Annotated in this window: 10 protein-coding genes; all 10 read right to left on the bottom strand. The window is 50.4% G+C overall.

What is annotated here, in order from left to right:
* Positions 1-48 precede the first annotated feature (48 nt).
* The 10 genes from HP399_RS08100 to HP399_RS08055 all read right to left on the bottom strand — a co-directional run bounded on the left by HP399_RS08100 (position 49) and on the right by HP399_RS08055 (position 16,594).
* Positions 49-2,574 carry an SEL1-like repeat protein gene (locus HP399_RS08100; RefSeq protein WP_173618788.1) on the bottom strand — a complete coding sequence of 842 codons (2,526 nt, stop codon included), beginning with the start codon at positions 2,572-2,574 and terminating at the stop codon, positions 49-51.
* 142 nt (positions 2,575-2,716) lie between these two features.
* Entirely contained in the window at positions 2,717-3,454 is a 738-nt protein-coding gene (locus HP399_RS08095) for a PIG-L deacetylase family protein (RefSeq protein WP_173618789.1), read from the bottom strand.
* Between the two features lie 10 nt (positions 3,455-3,464).
* Entirely contained in the window at positions 3,465-4,481 is a 1,017-nt protein-coding gene (locus HP399_RS08090) for an N-acetylglucosamine kinase (protein WP_173618790.1), read from the bottom strand.
* The gene (gene argH / locus HP399_RS08085; protein WP_173618791.1) at positions 4,481-5,989 is read right to left on the bottom strand and encodes an argininosuccinate lyase; all 1,509 of its coding nucleotides are present in this window, start codon (positions 5,987-5,989) and stop codon (positions 4,481-4,483) included. Before argH ends, HP399_RS08090 begins: the two co-directional genes overlap by 1 nt.
* Before the next feature lie 110 nt (positions 5,990-6,099).
* The gene (locus tag HP399_RS08080) at positions 6,100-8,631 is read right to left on the bottom strand and encodes an NEW3 domain-containing protein (protein ID WP_173618792.1); all 2,532 of its coding nucleotides are present in this window, start codon (positions 8,629-8,631) and stop codon (positions 6,100-6,102) included.
* A 120-nt stretch (positions 8,632-8,751) separates the two neighbouring features.
* Positions 8,752-11,271 (bottom strand): NEW3 domain-containing protein, encoded by a 2,520-nt coding sequence (locus tag HP399_RS08075; RefSeq protein ID WP_217367667.1) that lies wholly within the window; start codon positions 11,269-11,271, stop codon positions 8,752-8,754.
* A 53-nt stretch (positions 11,272-11,324) separates the two neighbouring features.
* Positions 11,325-13,052, bottom strand: coding sequence for an ABC transporter permease (locus HP399_RS08070; protein WP_173618794.1), 1,728 nt, complete (start codon positions 13,050-13,052; stop codon positions 11,325-11,327).
* A gap of 14 nt (positions 13,053-13,066) precedes the next feature.
* Positions 13,067-14,143 (bottom strand): ABC transporter ATP-binding protein, encoded by a 1,077-nt coding sequence (locus tag HP399_RS08065; protein WP_017252161.1) that lies wholly within the window; start codon positions 14,141-14,143, stop codon positions 13,067-13,069.
* Positions 14,144-14,266: 123 nt separating this feature from the next.
* On the bottom strand, positions 14,267-15,391 hold the full coding sequence (locus tag HP399_RS08060; protein WP_173618795.1) for an extracellular solute-binding protein: 1,125 nt from the start codon (positions 15,389-15,391) through the stop codon (positions 14,267-14,269).
* Positions 15,392-15,415: 24 nt separating this feature from the next.
* Entirely contained in the window at positions 15,416-16,594 is a 1,179-nt protein-coding gene (locus HP399_RS08055; RefSeq protein ID WP_173618796.1) for an ROK family protein, read from the bottom strand.
* Positions 16,595-17,360 lie beyond the last annotated feature (766 nt).

The following is a 17,360-nucleotide window of genomic DNA, read 5'->3' as shown; positions in this document are numbered from 1 at the left end:
TGGAAGCGGACCGACGACTTTTTCTGTCGATCCGCTTTTTTGCTTTTTCTACGATTGTGTAAGCTCCTCAGGGATATCAAGACCTGCCTTTTCCGCTTCTTCGATGTGCTTTTTCGCCAGGAGCTCGTCCGCAAATTGTGCTTCGTTCCTATAAATACTTGCCAGCTCGAGATGCGCATGCGGGTAGTCTCTTTCCAAAGCAGCTTGAAAATAAGTAATGGCGGCGTCGATATTTTTGGCTGTGCCGTAGCCATTATAGTAGAAGATCCCTAAATTATAGGCGCTGATATCTCCGCCTGCTTCGTAATCTTGGTGATAATAATGCAGCGCCTTTTCGTAGTTTCCTTTTGAATCGTGCAGGTAGCCAAGCCAATCATAAACCGGCGAGCCCAATAACTCCCCCTGTTCATAATGCCAGAGAGCCTTGTCCAAATCTTGCGGCACCAGTTCCCCGTTATAATAGATGGCACCAAGATTGTTGTGAGCCAGCGCATGACCGTGTTCTGCCGCCTTGCCCATCCAGTACATTGCCTGATCGGCATCAGGCTCCGTGCCTATCCCGTGTCGATAGCAGCAACCCAAACCGTTCATAGCGTGGTGGTTGCCTGCCGTCGCCCCTACTTCGTACCAGTAAAAAGCTTTATCAACATCCTCGAATCCTTCTAGACTGTAATACATATGGGCAAGGTTGTTCATGGATGGGGGATAGCCCTTTTTAGCAGCAAGCGTATCGTACAGAATGGCTTTCTCATAATCCCCTGCTTCATATGCTTCCATGCCCAGGTTGTACAACGTTTCTACTGGCGTGTACTGATCTACGCTGTCAACATCGGATTGCTCCCCTTTGGCATAGACCAGCAGTCGCTTGCGAACCTCGGCATCAAAATAATAGCTGTAATAACGATCTTCTACATCCTCCAGAACGAGCGTTTTCTCTGCCCTCGACAGCCCGTACTCGCTTACTAAATAAACGTCGTGACCCTTGAAGGCATAAGCAAAACCCCCGACAAATGCCTTTTTCACCACCAGATCGAATTCAAAATCACTCCATCGCTTTTCCGGCGATAAGGCAATGCTCCATAATCCATTTTTCTTCAAAGCATGCGCATCCTTATGCAGCCGAAAAATATTCTCATAATCGTCTAAGGGGAATAACCATGCTGGCTGATCGGCATCTCCATAAAAAACGCCTAGCTTTCCATCTTTTTTCGCCAGCACCTGATTTCCCTGCCTTGCCTCCGTATAAACCTGTAAATCAATCAGTTCATCGTATTCGTACGGCAACAGAAGGCTCTCCTGCTGTTTGCCATAAGCAGCGTACTTCTTCCCCTTGCGTAGGACGAGCAAATTCGGAAAATGGGTTTGCCGATTCAGTTTATCGAAGCCGGATGCGCCGACAGTACCATCTTTTTTGTACAAGGTGCTATGACTTGTATCCTTGTGTGGTTTGACGAGGATAAGCCCTGCGTCAATCTGTTCTACCGCCGTCAGAGGGAATTCCCCGACGTATTTCCAATATTCGTTAAAGATTTTCTGATTTTTCCTGCCTTTGACCGCCGTATGGTAAAAGCCGTCCCCACACTTGAAAGCTTCTTCATGCTCAAAATCTATCGTTACTGAACCAGCTTCCCCCAGCACGCCCCATTTTCCGTCTTTCTTTGCCGTATAAAACCCTTGGTAATCGAGCGGTTCCAATTCTTCATAGTGGGTAGGGACAATTATTTTGCCTTCCAGATTGATCAGACCATATCGACCGTTTCGTTTGACAATGGCACCAACAGAGCCGTATTCAAAATCGTAGGCATCTTCCCACTCCAACGGAATGACGATTCTCCCGGATTTATGTACATAGCCATATTTGCCATCTCTAGAGACTACGGCGAGATCTTCGGAAGCGAAATCGTAAAAGGCATCGTACTGAGGGGCGAGCAATACGTTTCCCTCTGCATCCTTGAGACCAAGCAAGCCAGCTTCCTCAAATATCTCCACGTCGGGATGTTCTTCATAAGGCTGCCAGATGTGTCCCCAGCCGTATTGGTAGTCCTCATAATTGAGCAGCTCGGCAAATGAACGAAAGCCCGGGTTCACGTCCATCAATTCGGAGTAGTTCAGCAGCAAGATATCATCGTTGTCCATTGCCTTGGTTATGATCTCGTTGTTATGGGCAATATTGGCGCGCAAAGTTTCCGCCTGCTCGTCATGAGGAATGTCATCCATATTGAATACGTCCCAGGCATCGATGTGAAAATACGGAAGCTTTCGTTTTTCCAGATAGCTGAGAAGCTGATTTCTCGCTTCCAAAAATGCTTCTTTGTTTTGGATTAACCCTTCCTGTCTCTCTAGGAAATCGTAAAATCGCTTCACATTTTCGATGCCTGACTGCGCATCGTAATAGAGTCCGGAATTGTCCGGTTCGGTATGGTTGTTGTAATTGTTGCCGGCGATCGAACCACCTTCTATGAAAAGCGGTTGCAAGAGTAGAGGGACCTCATAGCCCCATTCCACCATCATCTTGTCGTTGTCTTGTGCTTGAGAAGGTTCACTGACGTTATATACATAGACTCTGTGTGACATGTCTTCTCTCCCTTTGATTTCCAATTGCACTTGATCACATTGTAAGCAAATCTAGTAGGACAAAACAATCCGACTGATGGGCTATCGAATGAAAAAGGCTGACCAGCAAAAATATGCTGGTCAGCCCTTTCTACTTTATATCCTACAGCTCAATGATAGGAATACTCCCACCCGCACTAACCGGCTCGATTGCCTTGCCCGCTGACCGCACCAAAGTATAGTACTCATAGCAGCCAATGACACCAAAGTCCCCATCGATAACACCCGGATAAGCGCGATTCACGGAATACTCTTGACTGAGGTGAGCCTTCAGTGCCTCTCCTTTTTGCATCCGATAGCCCGAAATATCGATCTTGCCTGTAATCGGAACCGCTGGCTTTGGACCATGATCGGGGCAATGATCGTAGTAGTGCGGGATCGAAACATAGTATAGATCAGGATATTCTGCCGGAGTCATGCTCGCTTCCGCTTGTTCGACCGCTCGCGTCGTTGCCTCGCACGTGACGATATGATCGGGATGACCCGTTACCCCGTCCGGCGGAAACGTAACGACTACATTGGGCTTCCATTCTTCTATCGCTTCCCGAATCTTACCCACCAGCTCATCCAGATCGGCATTTTGCAAGGAACCATCCGCGTACCGGAACAAGTCGAGACGACTGATTCCGAGCACTTCCGCTGCTGTTTTCAGCTCTATTTCTCGATGTTTTGCCAGCTTTTCTCGACAATCGATATCGAATGGACCGCTGCGTCCTTTGCAGCCGGAGGTAATGCACAAATAACACGTTTCATGTCCGGCGTCCTTGCACTTTGCCAACGTTCCCCCGCAGGCAAAAGACTCATCGTCCGGATGGGGAAAGACAACCATTACTTTTTTCATTACTGGCACCTCACTTGCCGCTCGATTGGCGTTCTAAATAAGCCAATCCTTTTGCTATGACACCGTAAATCGGATCGTTTTGCGCATTTTCGATGACGACTTGCGATGCGTACTCTCGGACGCGCTCTACGACAATTTCTCGCACGCGATCATCGTTTTGCAAAACGCCTCCCTGCATGATCATCTGAAACGGCTTGGCTTTCATTTGCAACGTATCTATGACAGCCCGAGCAGCATCGAAGAGCTCTTCGCCTGCGACCTGCAAAATAGCTACTGCCACTTTATCTCCGGCTAGTGCCGCTTGACTAACCAACGGCGACAGCTCTCCTACCTTCTCTACGGAATAATGCTCACTGTACGTCCAGTTAAACAATTCATCTACGCGTCCCAGTCCAACGTGCGGGAGGAGCAGCTCCTTCAATATGGTCGGCTCGCCGCGGCCATCTGCTGCTTTTAATACAGCCATAATCGCTTGCTTGCCGATCCAGTAGCCACTGCCCTCGTCACCGACCCGATGCCCCCAGCCCCCTGCTCGCGCCGTTTCCTGTTCATCGTTTACACCAAAGGCAATCGAGCCTGTGCCTGCGATGACCAAAATGCCGGGGGTGCCTCCGGTCGCACCGAGCAATGCCGCAAACCCGTCGTTTTCCACAATCAGCTGCTGGACGCGAATACCAAGCTGGTGCAGTACCTTGCTCACCATACGCGAGATTACCTGTCGATCATACTCCGTGTCCAGGCCAGCGATCCCGAACACCGCGCACTCAATTTCCCATTCGATTGGTCCAGCCAGTGTCGAAGTGCCGCTCATAAAGGGGGCAACTGTTTGACGAGCGATCGCATCGTTTATAGCTTGGCTGATCGCTGCAACCAACTCACGAGCTGCCGCTTCCTCCCCGATCCCTTGATAATTGCATGAACCGGAGCGTCCTGCACCGATTTCATTTCTGGAGCGGTCCACCAGTACCGCCAGACACTTGGTGCCCCCTCCGTCCACTGCCAGAAGAGGTATTCGCACCACTGCCATTACCCCACACTCCATTCAGCTGTCATCTGATCAAGCCCTTTCATCACATTCGCAATCTCCTGCTTTTTCTGTGCCAGCCATTCTGTTTCCTGCTGGAGAACAGCTTGGCGAACAGCGATCATGCGCTTCATTTCCTCTGGATTTGGTCCACCAGGAAGCTTGCGGATCATTACGAAATGAACAGGGTCAAGCGCCAGTCTGAGCTCTTCTGCTGTGAGCGACAGCTCTCGCCCGATTACTTCCATGGCTGCACGGTTTACCAGCTCCAAGCTGATTTGGTTCGCAGCGAGTTGCTCGCTCATCGCTTCTTTTACCACACGACTCACGATGTGATGAGATTTGCGGAACGAAAGCTGATCCGTGCGCACCAAAGTATCCGCCAGCTCTGTAACGGTCGCAAAGCTGCCCTTTGCCCGCTCCAAGAGGACATCCTTGTTCACTTCCATCGTACCAACAACACTCGCCATCAAGCGATACATCTGCTCGAGTACGCCCATACTCCGCCAGGCGTATGGCTGCATGTCATCCTCGGTATCCACGATATCGCCAAAAGGCGTATTGTGCATCATCGTAAGCACTGTCGTCGCATTTCCTGCTGCACTGGACAACAGAGAGCGCATATGTTCAAAGGAAACCGGATTGCGCTTTTGCGGCATGATGGAGCTAATCTGCACGTACGGACTCGCGACTTTTAACCCCGCGAACTCTTGTGTGCACCACAGCAGCATATCTTGAACCGTACGCCCCAAATTAATGGCTGCCAATTGTACGGCTGTCGCTACTTCCCCCAAATAATCCGCGCCGCAGACTGCATCATAGGAATTTTCCACCAGCTCATCAAATCCGAGCAATTCGCGCATCCGCTCCCGGCTGATTGCAAAGCCAGAAGTCGTCAAGGCCGCTGCCCCCATCGGTGAACGATTGACTGTGTGATAGGCTTGGATCAGTCGCTTGATATCACGGCTGAGCATGTCAGTAGCCGCCATGATGTAATGCGCCATTGTCGTCGGCTGTGCCTGCTGTGTGTGCGTGTAGCCAATCATAATCGTATCCACATGCTCATTTGCAAAGAGGAGCAAATGCTCTTTCAGATAGAGGGCAGAAGCCAAGGTCACCAATAATTTTTCACGCAGCACCATGCGGTATATGGTAATCCCCATGTCGTTGCGGCTGCGAGCCAGATGCAGATTTCCTGCCACATCAGGAGCCAGTTCCAGCAAACGGCTCTCTACCTGAAAGAACAAATCTTCAAACTGCCCGGTGTAATGCGATTGGCGCAGCTCTTCCATTTCGATCCCACACAGTGCACCAGCAATTCTTTTGGCCTCATCGTCTGTGAGCAATTCTTGTTCACGAAGCATGATCAAATGTGCCTTGCTGATCGCCATCATTGGATGCAGCAGATGGTGCTTCGCTTCGTTAAATGCAGGCTCCAAAACCGCCTCCACGTATGTCTTGCCAGGGAAACTGGCTCCCTCCTGTTGAAAAATCCGATCTCTGTAATTCATCTTTCTTGCATCTCCTTCCCTACCCATTCGTAAACTGCTTCTATTTTTGCGTCTGATCTTCTTTTAGGAGGGAGGCGACCGCCGAACGATCGCCTTCCCTTCTATTATGATTACTGCTGTGGGCTGATCATGTTGACAAACAATCGGATCGCACCCGGTACGAGTGACGGAATTTCGCGATACCACACGAGCGAGCTGTAGGTATACGTTCCTTTTCCATACTTGGCAGTGAGGTACGTACCCGTAAATTCCTTCTCGCCTTCGTCTCCATTGGAGATTAGCTCTGTGTATTCCTTGCCCCACTCGGATGGATTGTAAGCGGAACGATCCTGAATCCAGTTGTCCCAATCTTCCTCCGTGATTTTGTTTGGCGAATGGAATAATGCATGATCAGGCGCCAGTACTGTTACTTTGGAGTTTTCGTCTGTGACACGCCATTGAATCAGCGGAGCACCGATTTTGATCGGATAAGGAGCCAGCTCTGGCTTCCATTTATCCTCTGGCTTGTGGTATTGCACGACCAGATTTCCGCCGTTTTCTACGTATTTCAGTAAGCGGGCATTTGAAGGAATCAGCTCAGGTCGGAAACCATAAGCGCGAATGCCCAGCACGATCGTATCGTATTGATCCAGATCGCCAGACTCGATGTCTTTTGCCGACAGATTGGTCACATTGACTCCCAATTGGGACAAATACTGATCGATATTGTCAAAGCCACTGGACACGTAACCGACCTTCAAGCCTTCCGGGACCTTCAGGTCAAACGCCTGGATCGCAAGCGTTGCAGGTTGGACAAAATATGTCGTGCCAATATGCGGGTAACGGATCACTTGTGCTCCGTGTCGGCTCTCTTTACCACTGCCAGACGCTACTGCTGTCACCGTATACTTATCCGGTTGGACCGAAGCATCTGCTTTGACCGTAAAGGCAACCGACTTCGTTTCTCCCTTGGCCTCAAAGGCGAGCGCTGTTGCTTGTGGTTCTACGCTCCAGCCTTTTGGTACATCGAGAGAGATGTTGGTTTTCGCTGCACCTGGATTGTAGTTTTTCACTGTAACCTTGACCGGGATTGGCTCCTCTGGCTTCTGCGTATTCAAAACCGTCGCACTTGGACTCAGCACCATAGAAAAAGATGGAAGAACTGCAATGGCATCTGCTGGTGTCACATGGCTATTCGCCGTCGAGCCTGCAAAGTTGTAGCTGACGTCTGCCGTAATGGCTGGAGCGGCATACGGTTGGAACAGAGCGGCATCAGAAGGAACTGTGACATCAAATGTCGTTTTCACCGTCTGATTGTAGCCGAGCGATGAGAAGCTGGTGGTCGTTTGCGGCTTGGCTTGCCAGCCTTTTGGTACATTCAGCGCGAGATTGATCTTCCCGACTTTTGCTTGGCCGCCGTTGTAAGCCGTAACCGTTACTTTCGTTGTTTGGCCAGCTACCAACTCAGTTGTCTCAGGCTTTACTTTGGTTACGAGCGAGAGCGCTTCGGCACTCGCTTTGTTCAGCTGAGATTTCTTCACTCCCAAACGATGGCGCAAGTCTGTTTTCGTGTCAGCTGGCAAGGAGGATGATTCAACTGCTGCCGTCGTTTTTTCCACATCCGCCAGCATTTCATGCGCTTCCTTGGCTACTGAGGCAAAGCTTGGGTACGCAGCAATGACCTCTGTGGCATCCTTTTGCAGCTTTTTCAGTTCACTCGCGACTTTTCCCCCGCCAGACTGGCTGGCCACTTCTTTGGCTAAATCGTCAAATGAATAGGCAATTCCCCCAAAAAAGTCTGCCTCTTTGTCTTTTGTCTCTACGATGGCTTGATCGAGCTTGTAATAATTGAAGCTTGGCCCTTCGTCATAGTGACGTCCCATGCCCTGGCTCTTGTGCATGAAACGGGATTCTTCGCCGAGTTGAACGTAAGAGGCACCATAAATTTCGTCATAGTCGCCAACAGGCACCTTGACCGAGTAATCCTGTTCCTTTGCAGGCAAATACAGTTTTTTCACCTGCCAAGGAGCCAAGCCTTCTTTTGCATGCTGTGGAAAAACGTTTGGATCTGCGGCATCCTTGAATGCCCGTACCGTAATGACATTAATCGCGCGATGATGACCGTGAGTCGAAGGTTCGTTCAAAAATGCGGGAATCACGACATCGGGTCTCAGTGTCCGGATACGGCGGATGAGCTTTTCATACGCGACATCCTCGCCCCATTTTTGCAGGGTTTCATCCGGGCTTTTGGAAAAGCCGAAGTCAAAAATAGGGTCATCGATTTTTTCACTGAGGTTCTCCAGATGGATGTTCGTGATTTTGGAAGCTTCCTGCAATTCGCGGGTACGAATGATCCCCAGCGCATTACCTAGCTCGCTGCCTATCTCGTTCTGTCCTCCCTCGCCTCGGTTCGCAATGACACTGGATGTGTCCACCCCTTTGCCAAGCGACAAGTACGCGAGCATTGAACTGTGCTCATCGTCCGGATGTGCTCCGGTGTTCATCGCACTGGCAATCGTGGTGAGCGGCTTGATGGCTTTCCACAGGTCGACAACCCCGCGGTCTGCATGGGCCGTCTCGGGTGCTACCGGCATAATCAGACTCGTAGCCAGCACCGCTGCAGTCGTAATCGTGTACAGCTTGGCAAGTTTCCCCTTACTCAATGAACGTTCCTCCATTCCATTTTCAGATTGATGTCTATATCAATCATGGCGGTCTGTACGTTTGCATTTCATTGATGTAGCCATGGATCGACCCACGGTTGGCCCGGAGTGGATGGGGCATTACTGCTTCTGACTGATCATGTTGACGAACAAGCGAAAAGCGCCAGGGACTAGCTGTGGAATCTCGCGGAACCAGGCAAGCGAGCTGTAGGTGTACGTCCCTTTTCCATAGTGCGCCGTGAGGAAAATGCCGCGGAACTCCGGTTCGCCTGGATCACTTGTCGCAATCAGCTCGGTATACTCGCTCCCCCAGCGAGAAGGATTGTAAATGGAGCGCTCCTGCACCCATCCATCCCAGTCTGCTTGGGTAATCACGTTTGGCTCCTGAAACATCGGATGGTCAGGGGCCAGCATACGGACGTCTGATTGCTCATTGGTCACCCGCCAATCGATCAGCGATTCGCCGATAAAAATAGGGTAAGGTGCCAAGTGCGGCTTCCATTTGTCCTCCGGCTTGTGATATTGAACGACGAGATTTCCGCCGTTTTCTACATAATGCAAAAGACGCTGGTTGCTCTCAATTAATTCGCGGCGGAATCCGTATGCGCGAATACCGAGAACAATCGTGTCGTAGCGGGACAAATCGCCCGATTGTATTTCGTTTGCGTCCAGATTGAGGCAATTCACCCCAACCGCGCGCAAGTATTTATCCATATTGTCAAAGCCGCTGGATACGTAGCCGATCCGTTGATTTTTCGGGATGGCTAAGTCAAAGGCTTGAACAGTCAGCGTAGCGGGCCGGATGAAATACGTGCGACCGACATGCGGGTATTCTATGACCTGCACATCTTGCGCGATCTCTGTCACACCGTCTGTCCCCGTTACCGTAGCGCTAATCTGATATTTGCCATTCGTCACCTGCGGTGTGGTATGAACAGTAAAAGCGATCGTTTTCGTCTCGCTGCGGAAAGAAAACGGAACATCGACAAAGGCTGGCTCCGCTGTCCAGCCTGCCGGGACAACGAGAGCGACCTTGGCTGTAGAGCTTCCCGGACGGTATTGTTTCAGTGTTACCTTAACCGGGATCGTCTCATCCGTATGCAGCGTGTTCCGAACCACATCTGAGGGGGTCAGCGTCACGGCATACGGCGGAAGAACAGCTACACGGCTATCCGGCTCCACGCGAATCGTACTGGCTGTCTCAAATGCGAAATAGAGCACCTCGACATCGAGCACGGGCGGCTTGTAAGGATGGAACAGCTCCGTCTGAGCAGGAATCGATACCTCAAATACGGTGCACACCGTCTGATTGTAAGCAAGTCGCGGAAACGCAGTTGGCGTGAGCGGTTTCGCCGTCCATCCAGCGGGAACACGCATACGCAGCTGCACATGCTCAACCTCAAGCGAGCCGCCGTTGTAAGCCGTTACGGTAACGGTTGTCGTCTGGCCTGCCACCCACTCGCCCGTCTCCGGCTTGATTTTCACCACCAAAGACAGAGCCTCCGCACTGGCACGGTTTAGCTGCGCTTCCTTGAGTCCTAGCCGATACATCAAATCAATCTTTGTTTCTTCATCGAGTAGGGCCTTGCGTACTTCTTGTTGTGCAGTCGCAAGCAAAGCCTTCATGCGGTTAACCCTTTGTGCCACCTCAGCAAAACGCGGGTAGGCATTCAATACATCTGTAGCCGCATCGTGCATACGGTGAAGCCCTTCGGCGAGTTCTTGCCCGCCTTTTGCAGCGATGCTCTGCGCCAGATCAGCAAAACTGACGGGCAGTCCGGAAAAAAAGTCGCGCTCTTTTTCCGGTGCCGGAGAAACAGAAGCATCCAATCGGTAGTAATTGTAGGTCGGGCCTTCGTCGTAATGAACACCCATGCCCTGTGTCTTATGCATAAACCTCGATCGCTCACCAAGCTGAACATAGGATGAGCCGTAGATTTGGTCATATTCCCCAACGGGTACAGCAACGTGATAATCATCGTTGTCCATGATAGGCAAATACAGCTTTTTCATTTGCCACGGCAAAAGTCCAGCCTGCCTATGCTCCGGAAAGATCTGTGGATCGGCTGCTTCGTGGAAAGCTCGCTGTGTCAGTAATGTAATCGCCCGGTGATGTCCGTGTGTCGTCGGTTCATTTTCAAAGCAAGCAATGACGACATCGGGGCGCAGCTCCCTGATTTTTCGAATCAATCGCTCGTACACGACCTCTTCGCCCCATTTGCGGAAGGTTTCTTCGGCGCATTTGGAGAACCCGAAATCATGGATGGGATCATCCAGCTCTTCGCTTAAGATGCCAAGCGTCACATTGCCGAGAGATGATGCTTCTTCCAACTCGCGCGTGCGGATAATCCCAAGTGCGGTACCTTGCTCGCAGCCGATTTCGTTTTGGCCGCCTTCCCCTCTCGTCGCGATCACACTCGTGGTATACACGCCTCTCCCCAGCGCCAAGTAAGCGAGCATAGCACTGTGCTCATCGTCTGGATGGGCACCTGTGTTCATGGCACTGGCAATGGTAGCGAGCGGCTTAATCGCTTTCCATAGATCGAGCAGTCCGTGTTCCCCCTGCATGGTGCGAACAGATACGGGAATTGGCGGGCAGGGCAATTTAGTCGGCTGTACCATCGGTGATTTCTTGTCCATCGATTCACTGACATCCACGAGAAGCTCCTCCTTTTTCACGAAGGCATCCAGCTTTACACGGCAGTTCCCGCTTTATCTCCGGTCAGTTTTCTGGAGATGAACAACACGATGATGATGACCACGATTTGCAAGACTCCATAGGCGCAAGCGGTGCCAAATTCATTACTGTACATGCGTTGGAATACCGCGACAGACAATGGTGTTGTCTTCGGTGTGAAGATCAGAATCGAAGCCACGAACTCCCCGATACACTGAACGAATGCCAAAAGCGTACCTGCGAGAATTCCACCCCAAGCCATCGGGAACACGACACGTCTGAAGCTGTACCACCAAGAAGCACCAAGATTCCGCGCAGCCTCCTCGACAGATGGGTCCATCTGCATCAAAGTCGCATTGGTAGAGCGAAACACAAGTGGTAGATGTCGGACAAAATACGCCAACGGGATAATCCAGAATGTTCCGATCAAAACCTGACCAAAGCTGAATGCATTCGGCTCACTGAACGCTGCAATCAGGTTGATCGCCACAACTGTCCCTGGCAATGCCCATGGCAGCATGATCAACACATCAAGAAGCGTTTTCCCGCGAAACTTGAGGCGAACCATGGCATATGCCGCAGCTACACCGAAAATGACGATCCCGATTACCGCGATAGCAGACAACTGCAAGCTGTTGAGAATCGGACGCCATGTCTTGCTATCTGTGAACAAATCCATGTAATGCGAAAGGGTATACTCCGGAGGTAATATTTGCACCGTCCAGGTACCATCCACCGAGAAGGAGATGAGTACCAATACGAGAATTGGCAGCATCAGAATGACTGTACCGATAAAAGACAGCACAATCGTGGTGTAGCGTCCTGCTTTGCTCTTGATCTCGGTACGATGCACGCTGACCCCTTTGCTCAAGTTCTGGTAATTGCGCGCACCTTGGTACCAACGCATGATCAAAAGAAAAGCCACGGAAACAATCGAAAGAATCGTAGACTGCGTCGCAGCCATGTCCAAATCTCCATTGGTGCGAGACAGATAGATTTGCATCGTCATCGTCCGGTCAATTCCGAAAATGAGTGGCGCCGTATAAGAAGCCATCGAAATCATGAAAACCAACAGAGAAGACGCGACCATGGCTGGCGTGAGCATCGGCAAAATAATGCGCCGCCAAACGGTAAAGCGATTCGCTCCAAGACTGGCTGCCGCCTCTTCCAAGGACGGGTCGAGTCCCTTGATTGCTGCTGTTGCGGTCATGAAGAAATAGGTGTACATCGTAAACGTATGAACGACGACCACACCCCAAATTCCTTTTAACGAGAAAGGAACCTGGGCAAGCCCGAACAGCTCTTTGATCGCTCGTGGAATGATTCCGCTTTCTCCGTACAAAAAGGTAAACGAGAGAACACCAATGAGTGGAGGCAACGCCATCGGAACCAAAGCCAGCACAGAAAGTATTTTTCGTCCAGGAAAATCATAGCGTTCCAATAAAAACGCCATCGCGACGCCAACAATTCCGCACGTAATAACACTCAAAACCGATATGTAGACACTGTTCCACAACGCTTCCAGATTGGCGGTATGCTCTAGGCTGAAGAAGCGAATGTAGTTTTTCCACGTAATTTCCTCATCGATTTTGATACTCGCAACGAATGTTTCGAACAATGGATAAACGACATAAGCCAACAATATTAAAAAGAGTGGCGATACCAGCACGTAGACGAAGGCGGGTGAAGCGGTGATGGACTTTCGTCTGGCTGCTGTCGGCGCTTGCTGCAACTCTGCTCTCAAAAGCTTCTTCCCCCTTATCCGGCAAAATAAATGCTCTCTTTCGGTATATGTAGGCCGATGGCATCACCGCGCTGTTTAATCGGTCGTCCCAGGTTGATGGACATGCTGCGCAGGCTCTCCGTTCCTACTTCCGTGACGTAATTGACACACGCCCCTGTAAATTCAGACATGACAACAGAGCCTGTCACTACATTTTGTCCCTCATTGCCTGTACTCTCCAGAACGGATTCAGGCCGGATGGACATGGTCACTTTCTCCCCGACAGACAGCTGTGCACGTGGAGAAGCATTTTTCTTAAATCCGCTAAGCATTTGTCCAGAAGCCGTGCGAACCAGCACTTCATCGCCGTCAAACCCGGTAACTGTCCCTTCCCACAGATTCGTCTCGCCAATAAAAGAAGCGACAAAACGGTTTACAGGACGATGGTAAATCTCATGCGGTGTGCCGATCTGCTGCACTTCACCGCTCTGCATAACCATGATCCGATCTGACATGGACATCGCTTCTGCCTGATCGTGTGTAACGTAAATCGTCGTAATCCCCAACTCCAACTGGAGTCTCTTGATCTCGAAGCGTGTCTCTTCTCGAAGCTTCGCATCCAGATTGGACAGCGGCTCATCCAACAGCAGAATCTGCGGCTCGATGACCAGCGCCCGTGCCAGTGCTACCCGTTGCTGTTGTCCCCCGGAAAGCTGATCAATGCGGCGTTCGCCATAGCCTTCCAGACGCACCAGCTTCATGATCCGTTCTACGCGCTCTTTGGCATCGGTTTTGTTCACTTTCCGAACCTGCAAGCCAAACGCGATATTTTCAAAAACAGTCATGTGTGGGAACAACGCGTAATTTTGGAATACCATCCCGGTATTGCGCTTATGGGGAGGAAGAGATGTAACCTCCTGTGATCCAAAGCGGATATGGCCATCCGTTGGATAATAAAAGCCGGCAATCATGCGCAGGGTAGTCGTTTTGCCGCAGCCACTCGGACCGAGAAAAGTAAAAAACTCTCCTGATTCGATATGAATGTGAACATCTTCGACCCCTTTTGCTTGGCCAAACCTTTTGTGAACGTGATCAAGTGTTACGCTGCTCATCGGGTTGTGTTTCCTCCTTCATCGCAAGTCATTTCAAGCTGCGTCCGTTTCCAAACAACTTCTATAAGTGACTAGACGGAAAGGACAACGCCTTCCCGCCTAGCTGCTTGGAAAAAACCTTCCTTACTTCTTGCCTTTCCCCTTGATGTTTTCATCCCAATGCTGCATCCACTCTTTTTCTTTTGCAGCCATGACAGCCCAATCGAGTTCCATTGGCTTCAGCTCGAGATTTTTCATGAAGTCTGGCAGTTCGTCCTTGCTGATGTCTGTACGAGATGGGAACTGGAAGCGCTCCTTCGCCAGTTGGGCAGCCATTTCAGGACTCATCAAGAATTCCATGAACTTTTTCGCTGCCTCTAGGTTTTTCGCGCCTTTTACCAGAGCTACGCCGTCTACGAGAATCGGTGCCCCGCTTTTCGGATAAATGAAGTCATACGGATGGTTGTTCTTTTTGCTTTGGATCAGAACGTCTTGGAGGTTCCACAAGGAGATGACGCCCTCTTGACGATCCAGCTTCAGATACAGATTTGTCGGGTCTTGCGTGTACTCTTTTGTATTAGCATCGAGCTTGGTCAGCCATTCAAAACCTTTTTCAGGAGTATCCGCCCCTTGACGGAAGATCATTGCGGAATAAATGGTACGCATCGTGCCGGATGGCAGTACGTTTCGGATCACGATCTTGTCTTTGAATTTCGGATCGATCAATTCGTCCCAATCTTGCGGTGCTTCTTCTGGCTTCAGCACCTGCGAGTTGTACATGATGACCTCTGGCAAAAGCATTTCGCCGTACCAGCGATCTTGCGGATCTTTGTACAAATCTGGAACCTTGTCTGCAAAAGTTGGCTTGTAAGGCTCCAGCAGATCTTCATTGGCTGCTGTCGCTAGAGCAGATTGAGTACCGCCCCACCAAAAGTCAGCCTGCGGGTTTGCCTTCTCTGCACGAACGCGCTCCAAAATTTGTTGGGCACCCATTTCGAGTGTTTCCACTTCAATGTTCGGGTACTTTTCTTTGAATTTTGGCAACACGATTTCAAAAATGTTTTTGTCCCGTCCGGTGTAAATCACCAGTCTTTGTGGGTCACCCGATGAATCAGCAGGTTGAGCAGCCGGTTGCGTGCCTGATTGGCCTCCGTTGTCTGCAGGCTTTGCTTCCTGTCCTCCACTGCCGCACGCAGCCACAGTCAGAGCCAAGGAGCTGACAAATACGCCCTTCATCCATGTTTTCAGCTTGCTAGTTGTCTTCTTCAAAACGAACTCCCCCTCTTGTTCTTCTCACTCTTTGTCAAGCAGTCGCATGAAAGGAAACGCTTCCAAAACACTATGGACAGCACCAATTAAACCAGCTCGCTCCCCCAGACTCGCTTTTTCGAGATTAGGCACCTCGGGCACCCATTCTCTCAGCCATTCGTGAATTTGCTTCACCCCTTCACCATCGACGTGGACCATCTCCCCGCTCAGGATCAATATTTCCGGGTTCAAAATACTGATGATGTTCGCCATTCCGTACGCCCAATGTCGATACACATCTGCAAGAAGCTCCTTTGCTTCTGCATTTTGTTTGGCGTGCCGGATCAGCTCTTCTATGACACTCGACCCTTCCTGAAGGTCAGAGAGAAATCCCTTAGCCTGCTCTTGGATGCCCGGAATCGAATAATGCGTCTCAAACACCCCTGACGCGCCATTCGGGCGATTATGTACCGGGCCGATCATCATGAAGCCGATCTCTCCTGCTGCCTCACGACTCCCCCGATAAAACTGTCCATCCAAAATGATCCCGGCCCCAATCCCCGTTCCTACGTACATGTAGACGACGTTGGTATGGCCGACCCCTGCTCCACGAACGTACTCACCCAGTGTCATCATATTCACGTCATTGTCGATAATGACGGGCAGTCCGAGTCGCGCTTCGATTGTCTGCTGAATCGGTGAACCCATCCACCCCGTGCTGGGTGAAAAGCTGACGGTTCCACTGCCACGCTGTGTGACGCCTTGCAAACCGACGCCCATGCCGAGCAGGCGCTCTCGCGGGATGCCGCTTTCACGCAACAAGCGATCCAGTCCGGCTGCCAAATCTTCAATGACGGTTTCGCCATTCGCTGGTTGTGCCAGCCGTTTGCGATAGCGAGCTAAGAACTCGCCTTTCATATCTGCGATGGCCATGTCCAGTGTAGATCCTTCAAAAATCGCTCCGGCAATGGCGTAGGCCTGGTAGTTGTACTCCAACAAGATCGGCTTGCGGCCGCCTTTGGAATCGCCCATTCCTACTTCTTGCAGGAGTCCTTCCTGGATCATTTCATCTACGAGGGCGGAAACACACGGACGGCTGAGCTGTGTCTGTTTGGAGATATCCGCGCGTGAAATTTGCCCGTGCTGGACGACCTGTTGCAATACTTCTTCTTTATTCAGTTTTTTCACGAGTTTGCTATTACCTGTTTTTTTGGGAGCTTGCACGCTTCATCGATCACCGCCACACAGTTAGTTAACATTACTAACAAAGATAACCAAATTATAGACACGGCGACTACTAATAGTCAAACAATTTACATTTGTCTTTCAGATATTTTTTGGATTTTTTAGTGTATATATCCCTTGTTAAAAAATACTAAAAATTAAGTCGTCACGCTGTTGTGGTGAAGAGGAAACAGGAGAAAACGCTCAGCTTCTTGTCCCACCCGCTGGGGGATTCACTGCCCGACTCCATGCAAAAAGCGAAACCGCGTCCAAAGTGGTCCATTCAGGATGTGTTTCAGAGGTGGACGCTTAAGAGCGTGTTTCGCTTTTTGCATGGAGTCTCGGTCGGTGTACCAAAGATCTTCGCTTATTTCTCCTGTTTCCTCTACGAGCTTCCAGTGTTAAACGGGTTTTAGAAGCCTTAAAAGATGGAAGAATGTGTTCAGTTACGCCAGAGAAGAATATTTCCAGACGTAGCGACTTGTGGAGTCCTACCGAGCGGAGAAGGGATTAGCGGGCAAAAGAAATGCAACCGTGCCCGCGCGACGAAGCGGCTACCACTTTTGCATTTCCCCGCTAATCCCTTCGGAGCGGGCAGTCCATGCTTCCCTGAGGGACGGAGCACTGAGCCTAGTCTGGAAATATTCTTCTCCCCACCGCAGCCACTGTCTTTCAGATATTTTTTGGATTTTTTATCATGATTACCCTTTATTGTTGTGGTTTTTAAATAGAGTAAAAAAAGCACATCACCCTCTACAGGGGAAAT

Source organism: Brevibacillus sp. DP1.3A, assembly GCF_013284245.2.
Lineage (GTDB): Bacteria > Bacillota > Bacilli > Brevibacillales > Brevibacillaceae > Brevibacillus.
Note: the sequence above shows the minus strand (reverse complement) of the source record. Positions and strands in the feature narration are given on the sequence as shown.

Bases quoted from the DNA above. Each gene is read 5' to 3' on its own strand.
- HP399_RS08090 (WP_173618790.1), bottom strand. From the start codon at position 4,481: ATGGCAGTGGTGCGAATACCTCTTCTGGCAGTGGACGGAGGGGGCACC.
- HP399_RS08100 (WP_173618788.1), bottom strand. From the start codon at position 2,574: ATGTCACACAGAGTCTATGTATATAACGTCAGTGAACCTTCTCAAGCA.
- HP399_RS08065 (WP_017252161.1), bottom strand. From the start codon at position 14,143: ATGAGCAGCGTAACACTTGATCACGTTCACAAAAGGTTTGGCCAAGCA.
- HP399_RS08095 (WP_173618789.1), bottom strand. From the start codon at position 3,454: ATGAAAAAAGTAATGGTTGTCTTTCCCCATCCGGACGATGAGTCTTTT.
- HP399_RS08075 (WP_217367667.1), bottom strand. From the start codon at position 11,271: ATGGACAAGAAATCACCGATGGTACAGCCGACTAAATTGCCCTGCCCG.
- argH (WP_173618791.1), bottom strand. From the start codon at position 5,989: ATGAATTACAGAGATCGGATTTTTCAACAGGAGGGAGCCAGTTTCCCT.